This window comes from Hyphomonas sp., from assembly GCF_022844445.1.
Taxonomy (GTDB): domain Bacteria; phylum Pseudomonadota; class Alphaproteobacteria; order Caulobacterales; family Hyphomonadaceae; genus Hyphomonas.
On the sequence record NZ_JALHLS010000003.1, the window covers coordinates 86,880 to 101,876 of the forward strand.

Consider the following 14,997-nt stretch of genomic DNA (forward strand, 5'->3'; position numbering starts at 1 on the left):
AGCGAAAATCAGATCGACTGCGAAATCCAGTTGGCGAGCGCCTGACGGTTCATGGCGCCATTGTGGGTCGCGGTGACCTTGCCCTGCTTGAACAGCAGCATCGTCGGCAGGCCGCGCACACCGTATTTGGCGCCAACCAGCGGATAATCGTCCACGTTCAGCTTGACGATCTTCACCTTGCCATCGAGTTCGGCGGCAACAGCTTCGATATGCGGCGCCATCTGCTTGCAGGGCCCACACCACTCCGCCCAGAAATCGACCACCACCGGCACATCGGACGCGCCGAGCAGCACATCGAATTCGTCGTCACTTACATCCATACCAGCCATGGTTCCGGCTCCTTCTGCGGCCCGAATTGGGAGCCTGATACATAGGAATTCTTTTGGGGTGTCAAACCGCCCTGAAGGCAGTGTTGAGGGATTCTGATAGCATGGTTGCGGGGATACGCATCATTTTCGGTCCGTCGGTCCAGCACAGCACCGCCACGATCTCGCGGCCGGGGAAGGCTTCCTCCAGCACGGCGGCATAGGCGGCCATCTGCGTGATATAGCTTTCGGCAACTCCAGACACCTCGTCCGGTGCCGGCTGATCCGTCTTGAAGTCGATCACGAGGACGCGATTCGGTGTCACCACCAGCCGGTCCACGCGGCCGTTGATCACAAGGTTAGGCAGTTTGGGCGACGTCCCGATCACCGCCGCCTCGGCCCGCCCGCCAGGCTGGAACAGTTGGGACAGCGCCGAATCGTTCAGGATGTTCTCTGCAGCCGCCAGCATTTCGGCGCGCTGCGCCCTGGTCAGGTCCGGCTCCCTGGCGAGGAAGGCCTGACCTGCGGCATGGCGCGCGGCAACCGGAAGTTCCGGCAGGTATTGCAGAAGACTGTGGATCAGGCGGCCCCGTTTCAGGCGCGCTTCCCGCTTTGGATCGAACGGCGCTACCACCCGCGTCGTCGGCCCCAAAAGGCTCGTTGGCGCGGTCAACCGGCGCAGGATCACATCCGGTGAAGGCGGACGGCGCGCCCATTCCGGCAAGCGCTCGGCGTCTGGCGGTTCCGCCGCAGCCATATCCGGAACGCTGGACGACATTCCATAGTGCAGCGCGCCGTTGTCCTGCTCGCTTGCGCCCAGTTGTTCCATCGCATTGCGGCAGAGCGCGAACCAGGAGTCGTCGTCGTAGCCCTTGGCACTCTCGCCGTCCCGGCCACTCCAGTGCCCGGCAATCAGCAACCGGTCTTGCGCCCGCGTCAACGCCACATAGAGCAACCGGCGATGCTCCTGGTGCGCCTTGGCCTGCGCCAGCAAGCGCGCCCGCTCTGCCGCCTCGACATCCATGTCCTTGCGCGGCGACCAGATCAAAGCGCCGTCCACGGACAATATCGCCTCGCTGGTCAGCTTCGGCTTGGCCGTCGTGTCCGGCAGGATCACGATTGGGGCCTGCAATCCCTTCGCGCCGTGCACGGTCATCACGCGCACTTCCGCGCCCGCCTCCGCCAGGTCCCGCTTGATCTCCACGGGCGTCGACTCCATCGACGCGACGAACAGCTGCAGCGATGAAGGCCCTGAGGCATCATGCGCCAGCGCCTTTGCCAGCAGTGCCTCGACGGGGTCGCGCGCCGGCGTACCGAGCCGGGCATTCAGCTTATCCCAACCGGTGCGTCCGCGTTCATCCGGCAGATCCAATACCGAAGACAGGAATTCGAACGGCGGCAGCCCCGCTATTGCCACCAGCGACTGAAGGAAAGGCCTTAGTCGCGCCACTTCCGGATCAGCGCTCGCCAGAACGCGAGACCAGAGCGTCTCTCCCTGCCTCCGTCCGGCGGCGAGTTCGAACAGGAACCGGTCATCATCGACAAGTCCGCCGAACGGCCCGCGCAGTATTTCCGCCAGCGTCAGATCACGCGATGGCAGGATCGCGAAACGCATGAGGTTCAGGCAATCCTGCACCCCGATATAGTCCGCCAGCAATAGCCGGTCCGCGCCCGCCACCGGCACGCCAGCGCTCTTCAGCGCGTTGATGACTGCCTCGAACAAGCCGCCGCGCCGCTCCCGCACGAGGATCAGCACATCACCAGGCCGCGCAGGTCGCTGCGTCCCGTCCCGCTCCCAGACCGCCGCACCGCCGGTCACCATCTGGCGCACTGACCGTGCAATCTCGCGCGCCAGCTTCACCTTCGGCGACGTTACCCGCAGCGCATCCACCGGCCGCTCCCAGGCATCGGTCTCCGGGTCCTGATCGCGCGGTATGACCGGCCACAGCTCCACGAAGCCCGGCTCCATCCATCGCTTTGCCGTATGCACGATGGTGTTGGACGTCATCAGCGGGCTATCCGCGAACGGAACCTCTATGGCCGGCGCAGCATTCCACACCGTATCGACATAGGTCAGGATTTCCGGGCTGGAGCGGAACGACATCCGCATGTCCGCCTGCGCCACATCGGGATCGCGCGCCACCAGTGCCTGCGTCTCCGTCAGGAAGCGTGCAGGGTCAGCGCCCTGGAACGAGTAGATCGATTGTTTTTCGTCGCCTACCATGAAGATCGTGCGCGGATCGCGCAGCCGCTCGATCCCCTGCCCGGCAGTGAACTCCTGGGTCAGCGCCCGGATCAGTTCCCACTGCGCAGGGCTCGTATCCTGCGCCTCATCCAGCAACACGTGGCTAAGCCCGCCATCCAGCTTGTAGAGCACCCAGCTGGAAAGCCCTTCCGACGCCAGCAGGTCGCGCGTGCGCTCGATGAGGTCGTCAAAGTCCAGCGCGCCCCGGCGCCCCTTCTCGGTCTCATAGGCTGCCAGCGCCGGAAGGCCGAGTTCCAGCAACGCCGTTGTCCGCGCAAATGCCTCGGCGCGCTTCAGATCGTCCATCAGCGCCAGAATACGCCGCGTTTCCGAGCCGGGATTGTCCCCCAGCGCAAACAGTTCCTCGACCTCTGGCGCGAGCTTCACCACATCCTTCGTGTACGGATTGGACTTCCGCACGCTGCCGGATTGCGTCAGGAAAATCTGGGCATAGAGCTCAAACGCCGCCTTCGGCTCGCCAGCCCCCAGCGCGGCAGCCAGCAGATCCGCCGTCGCCTGATCCGTCTTCTTGCCCGCCGCTAGCGGCCCGGCCAGCCGGCGCAGCGCCGCCACCGGCAGGTCCGGCCCCATCGCCTTCGCCAGCAGCGCATCCGGCGTTGCCTGAGGCGGCCGGATCACTGCGCGCAGCGCCGCCTCCATCACTGCCCAGTCCTCGCCATGCGTCGCCGCAAATTCCCGTAGCGCCCGCCCGGCGCCCTTCAGCGCGTCCAGCGCGCTCGACGCTCCATCCCGACCTGCTTCCCGCGCCAGAAGCGCCAGCGTCTCCGGCGTCTCCCGCGCTGCCGTCAGGATCGCCGTGTGCTTCGCCGCGGTCCAGATCTCGCGCGCGTCATCCTCCTCCAGTTCCACAAAGCCGGGCATGACGCCCGCCTCCAACGGAAAACGCCGCAATATCCGTGCACAGAAGGCATGGATTGTCTCGATCCTGAGGCCACCCGGCGTCTCGAGCGCGCGTGCAAACAGCGCCCGTGCAGCCTTCAGCTGTTCAAGTTCGTAGAGCTCCGACCTGGTTCCCTCAAGCTTCGCCAGTTCCTGGCGCAAAGGCTCGTCTTCCATGACAGCCCATTCGCCGAGGGTCTCGAACAATCGCGTCAGCATCTCGCTCGCCGCCGCCCGCGTATAGGTGATGCACAGGATCGAATCCGGGTTTGCGCCCGGCCGCCCGTCCGGCCGGCGCAGCAGCAACCGCGCCACCCGGTCGATCAGCACCTTCGTCTTGCCGCTGCCCGCATTCGCGGTCGCAAAGGCTGACCGGCCTGGATTTGCCGCAAGCGCCTGCGCGCGGGTTGCCGCGTCCAGCGCGGCGGCGTGAACGGCGTCCGTCATTCCCCGCCCTCGCCGTCAGATGTATCGTTCGTCCACTCTGCGCGCCGTGCAAGCAGGTTGAACCCGTAGTCATACTTTACGAACTGCACCCGCGGCGCCGACGCATACACGGCGTCCGGCGCACGGTACGCCGCGATCAGCCGCTGCATCCCCTCTTCCGCGCGCTGAGCCATCTTCGGCGGCGTCAGCTCGCCGTCCTTACCCGGACCAATCGTGCGCGCGCCATATTTCCCGCGCAGCTCCACATATTCCAGCGCCGCCACCGGCGCCGCGCGTACGCCCGCAAAGCCGCCTTTGCCCGCGATCAGCGCCTGCAGCGGCATCTGCTGGTCAAAACCCGACCGGATCATCTTGTCAGAGGGCGCGCTGCCGGTCTTGAAATCGACGATCGTAATCTCGCCGGTTGCGCCGATCTCGATCCGGTCTGCCTGTGCGGACAGTATGAACGTGTCGCCGCCGATCTCGTATTTCAGTTCGCCGTTTACCTCGAGCATCTTGCCGCCCGAGACATCGCGGCCTGCGCGCCAGCCTACGAACCAGGCCGCGACATCCGCCCAGATCGCCTCCCGGCTCAGCCAGTCTGCCTCCGTCTCGCCCGCCTTGCGCAGCTCCTGCCCGAACAGCGCCAGCAGGTTCACCGGAGATTTTTCCGCGCCTGCCTCATCGAACAGCTCGACAGCCTTGTGAACCGCCGTACCTTTCAGGTTCGCCTGTACCGGCCCGTTCATCGGATCAAGCACCCGCAGGCCGAGAACGGACTCAGCCCAGATCGAATAGGGATCACGCTGCAACCGGTCGACACGCGTGACAGACAATCGCTTCGGCCAGGCAGGCGGGCGCCGTGTCGGGCGCGGCTCCGCGCTGAATGCGGCGTCCTGCATTCCGATGCCTTCCGCCTGCATCTGACGCACCCAGTCCGGCAGCGCCGCGTGCGCGCCCGCCAGCACACCCGGAGCCGCCTCGAACAGCGCGCCCTGGGCCAACGTTCGCAGCCGCCACACCCAGCGCGAGGCCACCGCCGGCGCATCTTCGCGCCGCGCCGAATACAGCATGACCACGCGGGGGGCGCAGGCGAGCTGCGCAAAGTCATGTGCTGACAGGCCGAGGCGTTCATCCGGGTCGGTCATGCCGAGCTGCCCGCGGAACCTGCGCGGCAGGAAGGCATCCGGCGGCGTCTTGTCCGGCCAAACATCTTCATTCAACCCCGCCAGCACCACGAGATCCGCGGACTGAAGGCGTGCTTCGAGCGGGCCCCAGATGCTGAGGCGCGAATGCTCTGCCTCGCCCATGCTCACTGTCAGGTTCGCACATTCCTTCTCAACGAGCTCGGCAATATCGCGCGGAGGCACGTTGCCCAGGAACTCGCCCATCTCGCGGATACGTTCCAGCAGCTTGGAAGCGCCCGCGCCGTCTTCGCCTGCCCAAGGCAGCGGCGTCTCGCTAATCGCGCCGGCCAGCGCCGCGATCCGCTGCACGCCCTCAGCAACGTTGATCTCGTCTTCCACTGAAAAATCGGCGCGCACTTCGGCGATGAGACCCGCCAGTTCCCTCACGAACGCCGCCGCCCGCGCCTGCTCCTCGCGCGTGAAGGCCGGCACACGTTCCTCGTCAAACCGCGCCTCGATACGCAGAGCCAGCTCTTCCAGTGTCCGCCACCGTCGTGCGCCGCGTAGGAAATGCAGGTCCAGAATATCGCCCATCTCGCGGTTGCGCACGAACGCGTGCTTCAGAACAGCCGACAGCGTCACCGGGTCTCCCGGGTCCACCGCCCAGCGGGCACAAAGGGAAATCAGGCTGCCGGCCTGCGTACGTCCTAAGGGACGCCCTGCCGATGGCGGCACTGAAATGCCCCATCGCTCCAGCAACGCACCGACGCGCCGCGCGAGCCCGGCATCAGGTGTCACCAGCGCCCCGGTCGCGCCCGTCTCCTCAAGGATACCTCGCAGCAACAAGGCCGCCGCTTCTGCTTCTGACGGCTCGTTCGGCAGCTCGATCACCGACAGGCCGCTAAGCGCCTCGCGCGCAAACCCTGCCGGCGTCGTACTGCTGCTCGCGGCCAATTCTTCCAGCGTCTCGCGCCAATCCGCCGTATCATCGGCCGGCGCCAGCGCTTCATACACAAGCCGCCGGCGCGAGGCCGAGACAGGCGCATACGCCGCCGGCCATTCGGCCACGTCACGCAGCACAAGCCCCAGTGTCTTCAATGTACGCACAAGTGCAAACTGCGGATGGCTTGGCGCCCCGGCCACAGCTGCCTGCGCCTTTTCGCTGAGATCGGTATCGAGCCCTGGAAGCACGACGAGACCCTGCGGCAGTCTCAGCGCCGCCTTCATTAGCGCCCGGCCGGACGGTGTTGCACCTGTGGAGCCTGCAATGATCACCGGAGACGTGGGCGGCTTGGCAGTCCAGCTTGCCACAAGCGCGTCGGCAGCGCGCTGGCGCTGCTCGAACGGATCGCCCGCATTGTTGTCGCGCAGCCACTGCGGCCACATCTCCGCAATGATCGACAGAAACTTTACCGAGTTTTCCCAATGCACCGCCAGATCGGTCTCCAGCACCAGCGTGCCGAGCTGCGCCCAGTCGACCGGCGCCTCGCCCAGCGTTGCCTGCTCCAGAAGCCGCGACAGTTCCCGCGCAGCTGCGAGAGCAGAGGCCGGTGGCAGCGTGCGGCCATACTCGCTGGCATAGAACGTGGACGTCAATCTCGCGAGGGCGCCCAGCCGTGCGGCAGGCGAAAGCATCGGCGAGAGGCCGGCTATTGCCGCCTCAGCTACGGGCGGCGGCTCATCCGACTCCAGATCGCCCAGCGTTCGGATATCCGGCGGCAGCAGCGTCCGGTTGCCGCCCTGCGCATCGAAAAGCGCCAGTGTCAGGGCGCGCGCCGAGCGGCGGTTGGGCACATAGAGGATGGCGTCTGCGAGCGCGTCTGCCTTGGTCTTCAGATCGAACGCCTGAGCCAGTTCACGCGCCAGAGAACCGAGAAAGTCCGTGCCGGGAGGAATAGTCCAGACCCTGGGGGCGCCCGCGCCGAACGGCCGGAGCTCAGCCGCCATGGCAGGCGATCCACATCTCTGCATCCGCCAGCGCCTTCGGATCGCCAACATGCAGCCAGAAGCGGTCCAGCCTTTGCCCCGCAAGGCGTCCCTTTGGGATCAGTTCATCCCAGATCTTCAACGCGGAGAAACGCTCCACCGCGAGACCGTCATACAGCTTCGGCATCATGATGCGCACGCCCGCATAGGCCCAGGGCGCAGACCCTGCGCTGCCTCGGCGCACCAGACGGTCTCCGCCCTGCAGGAAGAAATCCCCGGCGCCGTCAAAGCCGAGCGCCTGACCGGTGTCAGCAATCAGCAGCCGTTCATCCTCCGCCACCGGATCAAATGCCCCAGCCAGCGCGAGGAATGGCTCCGGCGATTCCGGCGCCCAGAAGGCATCCGTGTTGAGCACGAAGATCGGGTCATCCCCCAAGAGACCTCGCGCCTTGGCAATCGCCCCGCCTGTCTCCAGCACCTCGCCGCGCTCATCCGACAGCACGACCACAACATCCGTTCGCGCAAGAACATGCGCGTCGATCTGGTCGGCCAGGTAATGCGAATTGACGACGATGCGCTGGACGCCCGCCGCCACCAGGGGATCGAGCAGCCGGTCGATCAGCGCCTTGCCGCGCACCTTCAGCAGGGGCTTTGGCGTCGTATCCGTCAGAGGCCGCATCCGCGTGCCAAGGCCGGCGGCAAGCACCATCGCGGTATGCGGCACGGAAACGCTCATGTGTCGGCCTCAAAGACAAACGGTGTCGTCTCGCGCACGAAAGCAGCCATTCCGGCCAGCGCAGGGTGCGAGAGGTTGCGGGCAAGCAGTTGCAGCTGGCGGGGCTGGAAGTCCGCATAGCGCGGCTTGCAATCCCGGTGCTGGAGGCGCGAGAACACGCCGGCAATTCGCAGCGCATTCAGCGCACCGATCACGGCGAGGCGTTCGTCAAACGCCTCGCGCGCCTGCCCCGTCCGTGTAAGGAAGGCCCGGATCGCTGCTTCCGCTGCTTCTGGCGAAACGTTCCGCCGCGCATCCTGCGTCAGCATGGCAAGGTCCCACGAGTCCCAGCCCACGACAGCATCCTGAAAATCCAGAAGCCCCACATCTTTTTCAGGCAGCCAGAGCAGGTTCTCCGCATGATAGTCGCGCAGCGTGAAGGCGCGCGGGAAAGACATCGCCTGCGCGATAAGCGCGTCGCGTTCACGCTCCCATCGTGCCCGCTCGGCGCCCGTCAGCGGCCCCTGCCCGACTTCGGCGCGCAGCCAGTCGGCATAGAGGTCGGCATTTGCGCCTAGCGCCACGGCGTCAAACTCGAGGATCGGCCAGCTGGCATCGCCCCGCGACAGCACCTTCGGAATCGGCGCCGCATGCAGCTGTGCCAGCCGCTCGGCTGCCGCCACGTAGAGCGGCGTTTCATCTGCTGCCCCGCGCTCGATCAGGCGGGCGAACTCGCGGCTGTCCCCGAAATCTTCAATCAGCCCGAAGCCCTTTGCCGCATCAAAATGATAGACCGCCGGCGCTTTGAGGCCGAGGCCGCGCAGGTGGTCGGCGATCAGCGCGAAGGCCTCGACGCGCGAGGCCGCCAGCCGCGTCATCGCGTTCCAGCCCATCTTGGCACGCGTCGCCGCGTCGGCGTCGGGTGGGCATGGATCACTCTCAACACGCGGGGCATCCATCAGCAGTGCGGTCGCGCCGTCTTCCCGGTACAGGCGGATGTATCGCCGCGTCGAGGCATCCTGCCCCAGCGCATGGTGGCGCGCTGTATCCCAGCCGCTCCCTGCGGCCTTCAGGAAGGCATTAATCTCTGCAGTGCGCTGTTCAGCCAAGGCGTTCATCCAGCCGTTCCTGCCAGCCTTCGCCCTGCGGTTCCAGCCTCGCCCGCCGCCCTTCCCCAGAGTTTTCAAGGAAGACATCAAGCCGGTGCGCCGGCAGATGGCGGCCCGCCCGGTCCGGCCATTCAATCAGCGCGGCGCCGTCCTGCGTCTCGTCCCAGCCGAGTTCGTGAACGTCATTCGCCTCTTCCAGCCGGTAGAGATCGAAATGCCAGAGCGGAAAGCTCGGCCCCTCGTAGACTTGTACCAGGGTGTAGGTCGGGCTCGGAACTTCTTCGTCGCGGCCCAGCAGCGCCTGGATCAGCCCCCGTGCCAGTGTGGTCTTGCCGGCGCCCAGATCGCCCCTCAGCGCGATCACATCCCCCCGCCGCAACAAGGGCGCGAGCCGCGCGCCAAGGGCCCGGGTGTCCAAATCAGAGGCCAGTTCAAGAATCCGCATCTGGGATTGCACCCTAGCCGTCTCGCCGGTTGACGCAACGCGCGTAAACCTGTGACGGTGTGCCCCGTTTGGCCATGCTTGCAGCCGCAGGCGCAACAGAATAAACAAAAAAGTGACGCACCCGTCACGAATAAGAATGGGGAGCCGACATGTCGGCAGGAGAGGCAAAAAGCATCGTCATCGTCGGCGCCGGTCAGGCCGCCGCGCAGGCCGTGCAGTCTCTCCGTCAGGGCGGATATACGGGCCGCATCACCCTCATCGGCGACGAGCCGTCCCTGCCCTACCAACGCCCGCCGCTATCAAAAGCCTACATGAAGGGCGAGTTCGACGAAGAACGCCTCTATTTCAAGCCCAGCGCCTGGTACGAAGACCAGAAGATCGAAGTCATGCTTGGCACCCACGTGCCTCGCATCGACCGGGCGAAACAGCAGGTCCAGCTCGGCCATGGCGGGCATGTCGACTATGATTACCTGATCCTCGCCACAGGCTCGCGCCCCCGGCCCCTTCCTGTGCCCGGCGCGGACCTCGACGGTCTCCACGATCTGCGCACGCTGGCCGATGTCGAGCGCATGCGCCCGAAGATGATCGCCGGCCGCCGCATCGTGATCATCGGCGCAGGCTATATCGGCCTCGAGGCGGCCGCGGTTGCACGCCAGATGGACCTTGATGTGACGGTCATCGAGATGGCGCCGCGCGTCCTCGCCCGCGTCACCAGCCCCGTCATCTCGGAATTCTACGCCGCTGAGCATGCGCGCCAGGGCGTGAAGATCCTTACCGGCATTACGCTCTCCCATCTCGAAGGCGCTCAGGGCAAGGTTGCCGCCGCCATCCTTGGCGACGGCACACGCCTGCCCGCCGACATTGTACTTTCTGGCATCGGCATCCTGCCCAACGAGGAACTCGCAAGGGACGCCGGCATTGCCTGCTCCAATGGCATTCTCGTCGACCGCGACGCACGCACCTCCGATCCGCACGTCTTTGCCGCCGGTGACTGCGCCGCGCGTCCGCTTGTCCACTATGGCCGGTCCGGCCGCCTTGAGAGCGTTCACAACGCCATCGAACAGGGCAAGCTCGCTGCCGCCGCTATCCTCGGCCAACCTCGCCCGGCGGAAGACTGCCCGTGGTTCTGGTCGGACCAGTATGATCTGAAGCTGCAGATCGCCGGCCTCAGCCAGGGCTACGACACGCACGTCATCCGCGGCGATCCGGCTTCACGCAAGTTCGCGGTCTTCTACCTCAAGAACGGCACGCTGATCGCTGTCGATTCGGTAAACAGCCCGCCGGAATTCCTGGCCTCGAAAAAGCTCATCATGTCAGGGGCAAAGCTTGCACCTGCCAGCCTTAGCGATACATCAACCCCAATGAAGGATATAGCCGCCCAAGCGGCCGCCTGAAGGAGACGGAAACAACACATGGCAAAGATCACTTTTATCTCGCATGACGGCACCGAACGCACGCTCGAGGCGAAAAACGGCATGTCCGTCATGGAAGTCGCGGTCAACAATTCTGTGCCCGGCATTGACGCGGACTGCGGCGGCGCCTGCGCGTGCGCCACCTGCCATGTCTACGTTGACCCGGCCTTCCTCGCGAAAGCCGGTGAGCAGCAGGAAATGGAAAAGTCGATGCTCGACTTCGCGGAGAACGTGAAGCCGAACTCACGCCTCTCCTGCCAGATCAAGGTCACCGATGAACTGGACGGTCTGCGCATCACTACCCCGGAAAGCCAGCACTGATCCTACGCGCCTGCGTAATTTCTTCCCGCGCCCCGGCCCTAAAGCCGGGGCGCTTTCGTTTGACCCAGCGTTACGTCTTGGGTTCCTTTTCGGAACCATGTAAAGCTGGATGACCCCTCCCGGAGAGCTGCCATGAACTTCACCGAACTCCTCGCCTCCGTGGTGCCGGCTGGCGGCGACACGCGCGCCGCGACCATTACCGAAAACTGGATGCAGGGCCGCACGGCCTATGGCGGCCTGACGGCAGCTCTTTGCCTTGAAGCGGCCACCCATCTCGGCGCTGGCCTGCCGGTGCGGGCCGTTCAGATCGCCTTTGTCGGCCCGGTCAACGGCACCGTCATCTGCAAGCCGGAAGTGCTGCGCCAGGGAAAGAACACAGTGTTCACCTCCGTCCGCATGACAGGAGAAGACGGCGTGCTGGCCGAAGCGATCATTACGTTCGGCGCACCGCGTGACTCTACGCTGGGCTTTGCACATCTTCCGCCCCCGGATGTTCCCGCCGTTGAAGCGATCGAGCGCCCGCTCCATCGCTCGGGCCAGGGGCCAACGTTCGCGCAGAACTTCGATATCCGGTTTGCCGGCGGCAACGCCCTGATGAGCGGCGCCTCCGAGGCGGACATCTCTCTCTGGATGCGCCACAAGGATCCGGCGACGCGCGACGATGCCATCGCGCTGCTCGCGCTCGCCGATGCTCCTCCGCCAGCCGCAATGGCGATGTTTACCGCGCCTGGCCGTATCAGCTCGATGACCTGGATGGCGGAATTCCTGACCGAAAACATCGCGACCGAGGACCGTTGGTTCCTCGCGCGCCACACCGCGCAGACTTCGCGCAACGGCTATTCGAGCCAGGCGATGTCCATGTGGAACAAGGCGGGCGCCCCGGTGATGATCGGCCGGCAGACGATAGCCGTCTTCGCCTGAGGCGGACGTGAGCAACCGTTGCAGCACACCGCTGCCTTTGAGAGCCGCAGGCCTCAAACGGATTCCACTGCAGGCTTCTTCTGCAGCGCCCGCGGTCGCGTGCCCTTCCGTTTGCCGACACTTGCGCCGCCAGGGCGCAGCCAGGCGCCGAGACGGAGAAGGAACTGCCGCCGGATAGGCCGGATTCGGGCATGACTGTCGTGACCAAGAGACCAGACCGAACGATCTCGCCTGCTGGCAAATCCAGGTTCCCGGGACGCAGCCGCGCTTCCATGCGCAGGACCACTAGGCACAAAAAACCGGAAGGGCGACACCCTGTCCGGCTTCCTGTGCGGGCGTTGAGGCCGCCGATCAGTTCGCGAGCGCGGCGCGGATGCCTTCGAGATAGGAGATCTGCTCGCCGAAGGCGATCTGCTTCGGATCGTCCTTGTCGAGGGCGAGCAGCTTCAGGCGGGTCGCCTCGATCTCCGCGTCAACTTCGTCAGCCTTCACGTCAGTCAGGTTGCGGGCTTCCTCGGCGAGGATGGTCAGACCGGCGGGCGTCACGTCCGCGAAGCCGCCGCGCACGTAGATGCGCATCTTGACGACATCACCGTCGAGCACACGGACAACGCCGTTCTTAAGCGTGGTCATGAACGGCGCGTGGTTTGCCAACACACCAAACTCGCCTTCCGTGCCCGGAGCGATCACGTGATCGACAGCGCCCGAGAAAAGCTCCCGGGCGGGCGAAACGAGAGAGAAGTGCAGCTTTTCAGCCATCTGTCAGTATCCCTCGATACAGGCGCTTACGAAGCGTCAGCCATCATCTTGGCAGCCTTGGCTTTCGCCTCGTCGATGTTGCCGACCATATAGAAGGCCGGCTCAGGCAGGTGGTCGAACTCGCCGCTGATCAGGCCTTTGAAGCCCTTGATCGTGTCATCGAGTTTCACCTGGACGCCCGGCGAACCGGTGAACACCTGGGCCACGTCGAACGGCTGCGACAGGAAGCGTTCCACTTTCCGGGCGCGGGCCACGGTGATCTTGTCCTCTTCCGACAGCTCGTCCATGCCGAGGATGGCGATGATGTCCTGAAGCTCTTTGTACTTCTGCAGGATCGACTGCACGCCGCGCGCAACGTTGTAGTGATCTTCGCCGACGACCATCGGGTCGAGGATGCGCGAGGTGGAGTCGAGCGGGTCCACAGCCGGATAGATGCCTTTTTCGGCGATCGAGCGGTTGAGAACGGTCGTCGCATCAAGGTGTGCGAACGATGTGGCGGGCGCCGGGTCAGTCAGGTCGTCTGCGGGCACGTACACTGCCTGCACCGAGGTGATAGAGCCTTTGTTCGTTGAGGTGATGCGTTCCTGCAGCGCGCCCATATCGGTAGCCAGCGTCGGCTGGTAGCCCACGGCGGACGGGATACGGCCGAGAAGTGCGGACACTTCCGAACCGGCCTGGGTGAAGCGGAAGATGTTATCCACGAAGAACAGCACGTCCTTGCCTTCAACGTCGCGGAAGTACTCGGCCTGAGCGAGACCGGTCAGAGCGACGCGCGCGCGGGCGCCCGGCGGCTCGTTCATCTGGCCATAGACCAGCGACATGCGGCTTTCGCCTTCGAGGTTGATAACGTTCGACTCGATCATCTCGTGATAGAGGTCATTGCCTTCGCGCGTGCGCTCGCCGACGCCGGCGAATACCGAGTAACCGCCGAACAGTTTAGCGATGTTGTTCACGAGTTCCATGATCAGAACCGTCTTGCCCACGCCGGCGCCGCCGAACAGACCGATCTTGCCCCCTTTGGCGTAGGGGCAGAGCAGGTCGATGACCTTGATGCCCGTGACGAGCACTTCCGATTCCGTGGCCTGATCCACGAAGTCCGGCGCCGGGGCGTGGATCGGCATCAGCAGTTCCCGGCTCACCGGGCCGCGCTCGTCGATCGGCTCGCCGATGACGTTCATGATCCGGCCGAGCGTGGCGGGACCAACCGGAACCATGATCGGTTTGCCGGTATCGGCTACCGCCTGGCCGCGGACAAGACCTTCGGTCGAGTCCATAGCGATGGTGCGGACGGTGTTCTCACCGAGATGCTGCGCGACTTCGAGCACAAGGCGGGCTCCATTGTTCTCGCTTTCAAGCGCGTTGAGAATGGCGGGGAGTTCGCCTTCGAACTCGACGTCAACAACGGCGCCGATGACCTGGGAAACTCGGCCTTTAGCGTTGGCGGGCATGCTCATCTGAAATCTCCTCGGGAGATGAAGTCGTGTGGTTTAAGGTCTAGAGGGCTTCGGCACCGGAGATGATTTCGATCAGCTCCTTGGTAATCTGTGCCTGGCGAGCCCGGTTGTATTTGAGGTTCAGGGCCTTGATCAGGTCCTTTGCATTGCGTGTCGCGTTGTCCATCGCGGTCATCCGGCTGGCTTGCTCACCGGCCGAGCTTTCCAGCATCGCGGACATGATCTGCGTGTTGATGTAGCGCGGCAGCAGCGCTTCGAGCAGCGTGGCTTCATCCGGCTCATAGGTGTAGATGGCGCCGCCAAGGTCGATCTTCGGCGCACCTTCGGGCGCTCTCGCCGGGATCAGCTGTTGCGCGGTGGGCACCTGCGTCAGCACGTTCTTGAACTGGGAGTAGATCAGCGTCGCAACATCAAACTCGCCGGCTTCGTAGCTCGTGGTGAGCATCTGGCCCACGGTGAAGGCGGAGCCAGAGAAGTCATTCCCTTTCACGTCCGCAAGGTTCACGTGCGAAGTCAGCAGGCTCGAATACTCGCGCGACAGCTGTTCGCGGCCCTTCTTGCCGATTGTCAGGACCTTAACGGTCTTGCCTTCGGCTTGCAGCGCCTGGATCTTCTGGCGGGCGAGCTTCACAACATAAGAGTTGAAGCCGCCGGCGAGGCCCCGCTCGGCCGTCATCACGACGATCAGGTGGACATCACTCTTGCCGGTGCCGGCCAGCAGTTTCGGACCACCGCCACCAGCGGACGCCGCAAGGTTTGCCAGAACGGCAGCCATACGCTCAGCATACGGACGGGCTGCGGTGGCCGCATCCTGCGCACGCTTGAGCTTTGCAGCGGCAACCAGCTGCATCGCCTTCGTGATCTTCTGCGTGGATTTCACGCTGGTGATCCGGTTTTTCAGATCCTTCAGGCTGGGCATGAGGGGCCTTTAT

The 14,997-nt window shown here is 64.8% G+C and carries 12 protein-coding genes; 3 read left to right on the top strand and 9 right to left on the bottom strand.

What is annotated here, in order from left to right:
- Positions 1 to 8 precede the first annotated feature (8 nt).
- The 6 genes from trxA to tsaE form a co-directional block, all read right to left on the bottom strand.
- Positions 9 to 329: a thioredoxin gene (gene trxA, locus Q0C17_RS05085; protein WP_291202315.1), complete on the bottom strand. Its 321-nt coding sequence runs from the start codon at positions 327 to 329 to the stop codon at positions 9 to 11.
- A 61-nt stretch (positions 330 to 390) separates the two neighbouring features.
- Positions 391 to 3,897, bottom strand: a complete 3,507-nt coding sequence (gene addA, locus Q0C17_RS05090; protein WP_291202318.1) for a double-strand break repair helicase AddA — start codon at positions 3,895 to 3,897, stop codon at positions 391 to 393.
- Positions 3,894 to 6,950, bottom strand: a complete 3,057-nt coding sequence (gene addB, locus Q0C17_RS05095; RefSeq protein WP_291202321.1) for a double-strand break repair protein AddB — start codon at positions 6,948 to 6,950, stop codon at positions 3,894 to 3,896. Before addB ends, addA begins: the two co-directional genes overlap by 4 nt.
- Positions 6,940 to 7,665: a nucleotidyltransferase family protein gene (locus Q0C17_RS05100; protein WP_291202324.1), complete on the bottom strand. Its 726-nt coding sequence runs from the start codon at positions 7,663 to 7,665 to the stop codon at positions 6,940 to 6,942. The genes addB and Q0C17_RS05100 overlap by 11 nt, the downstream gene beginning before the upstream one ends.
- A complete protein-coding gene (locus Q0C17_RS05105; RefSeq protein ID WP_291202327.1) occupies positions 7,662 to 8,762 on the bottom strand; it encodes a phosphotransferase in 1,101 nt (366 codons plus the stop codon). The genes Q0C17_RS05100 and Q0C17_RS05105 overlap by 4 nt, the downstream gene beginning before the upstream one ends.
- Entirely contained in the window at positions 8,746 to 9,198 is a 453-nt protein-coding gene (tsaE, locus tag Q0C17_RS05110; RefSeq protein ID WP_291202330.1) for a tRNA (adenosine(37)-N6)-threonylcarbamoyltransferase complex ATPase subunit type 1 TsaE, read from the bottom strand. The genes Q0C17_RS05105 and tsaE overlap by 17 nt, the downstream gene beginning before the upstream one ends.
- A 149-nt stretch (positions 9,199 to 9,347) precedes the next feature.
- On the opposite strand from tsaE, the gene Q0C17_RS05115 reads away from it, so the two are divergent.
- From Q0C17_RS05115 to Q0C17_RS05125, 3 genes are all read left to right on the top strand, one after another.
- Positions 9,348 to 10,592: an FAD-dependent oxidoreductase gene (locus Q0C17_RS05115; protein ID WP_291202333.1), complete on the top strand. Its 1,245-nt coding sequence runs from the start codon at positions 9,348 to 9,350 to the stop codon at positions 10,590 to 10,592.
- Positions 10,593 to 10,610: 18 nt separating this feature from the next.
- The gene (locus Q0C17_RS05120; RefSeq protein ID WP_291202336.1) at positions 10,611 to 10,931 is read left to right on the top strand and encodes a 2Fe-2S iron-sulfur cluster-binding protein; all 321 of its coding nucleotides are present in this window, start codon (positions 10,611 to 10,613) and stop codon (positions 10,929 to 10,931) included.
- A gap of 132 nt (positions 10,932 to 11,063) precedes the next feature.
- The gene (locus Q0C17_RS05125) at positions 11,064 to 11,852 is read left to right on the top strand and encodes a thioesterase family protein (RefSeq protein WP_291202340.1); all 789 of its coding nucleotides are present in this window, start codon (positions 11,064 to 11,066) and stop codon (positions 11,850 to 11,852) included.
- Positions 11,853 to 12,203: 351 nt separating this feature from the next.
- Here the strand turns inward: Q0C17_RS05125 and Q0C17_RS05130 are convergent, their stop codons facing one another.
- The 3 genes from Q0C17_RS05130 to Q0C17_RS05140 are packed head-to-tail and all read right to left on the bottom strand — an operon-like array spanning position 12,204 to position 14,984.
- Complete coding sequence (locus tag Q0C17_RS05130) at positions 12,204 to 12,611, bottom strand: F0F1 ATP synthase subunit epsilon (RefSeq protein WP_291202343.1); 408 nt, start codon at positions 12,609 to 12,611, stop codon at positions 12,204 to 12,206.
- A 26-nt stretch (positions 12,612 to 12,637) separates the two neighbouring features.
- A complete protein-coding gene (gene atpD / locus Q0C17_RS05135; protein WP_366914767.1) occupies positions 12,638 to 14,059 on the bottom strand; it encodes a F0F1 ATP synthase subunit beta in 1,422 nt (473 codons plus the stop codon).
- Positions 14,060 to 14,105: 46 nt separating this feature from the next.
- Positions 14,106 to 14,984: a F0F1 ATP synthase subunit gamma gene (locus Q0C17_RS05140; RefSeq protein ID WP_291202351.1), complete on the bottom strand. Its 879-nt coding sequence runs from the start codon at positions 14,982 to 14,984 to the stop codon at positions 14,106 to 14,108.
- Between the last annotated feature and the right edge of the window lie 13 nt (positions 14,985 to 14,997).

Coding starts and splice junctions, on each gene's coding strand:
- trxA (WP_291202315.1), bottom strand. CDS start 329: ATGGCTGGTATGGATGTAAGTGACGACGAATTCGATGTGCTGCTCGGC.
- addA (WP_291202318.1), bottom strand. CDS start 3,897: ATGACGGACGCCGTTCACGCCGCCGCGCTGGACGCGGCAACCCGCGCG.
- addB (WP_291202321.1), bottom strand. CDS start 6,950: ATGGCGGCTGAGCTCCGGCCGTTCGGCGCGGGCGCCCCCAGGGTCTGG.
- Q0C17_RS05100 (WP_291202324.1), bottom strand. CDS start 7,665: ATGAGCGTTTCCGTGCCGCATACCGCGATGGTGCTTGCCGCCGGCCTT.
- Q0C17_RS05105 (WP_291202327.1), bottom strand. CDS start 8,762: ATGAACGCCTTGGCTGAACAGCGCACTGCAGAGATTAATGCCTTCCTG.
- tsaE (WP_291202330.1), bottom strand. CDS start 9,198: ATGCGGATTCTTGAACTGGCCTCTGATTTGGACACCCGGGCCCTTGGC.
- Q0C17_RS05115 (WP_291202333.1), top strand. CDS start 9,348: ATGTCGGCAGGAGAGGCAAAAAGCATCGTCATCGTCGGCGCCGGTCAG.
- Q0C17_RS05120 (WP_291202336.1), top strand. CDS start 10,611: ATGGCAAAGATCACTTTTATCTCGCATGACGGCACCGAACGCACGCTC.
- Q0C17_RS05125 (WP_291202340.1), top strand. CDS start 11,064: ATGAACTTCACCGAACTCCTCGCCTCCGTGGTGCCGGCTGGCGGCGAC.
- Q0C17_RS05130 (WP_291202343.1), bottom strand. CDS start 12,611: ATGGCTGAAAAGCTGCACTTCTCTCTCGTTTCGCCCGCCCGGGAGCTT.
- atpD (WP_366914767.1), bottom strand. CDS start 14,059: ATGCCCGCCAACGCTAAAGGCCGAGTTTCCCAGGTCATCGGCGCCGTT.
- Q0C17_RS05140 (WP_291202351.1), bottom strand. CDS start 14,984: ATGCCCAGCCTGAAGGATCTGAAAAACCGGATCACCAGCGTGAAATCC.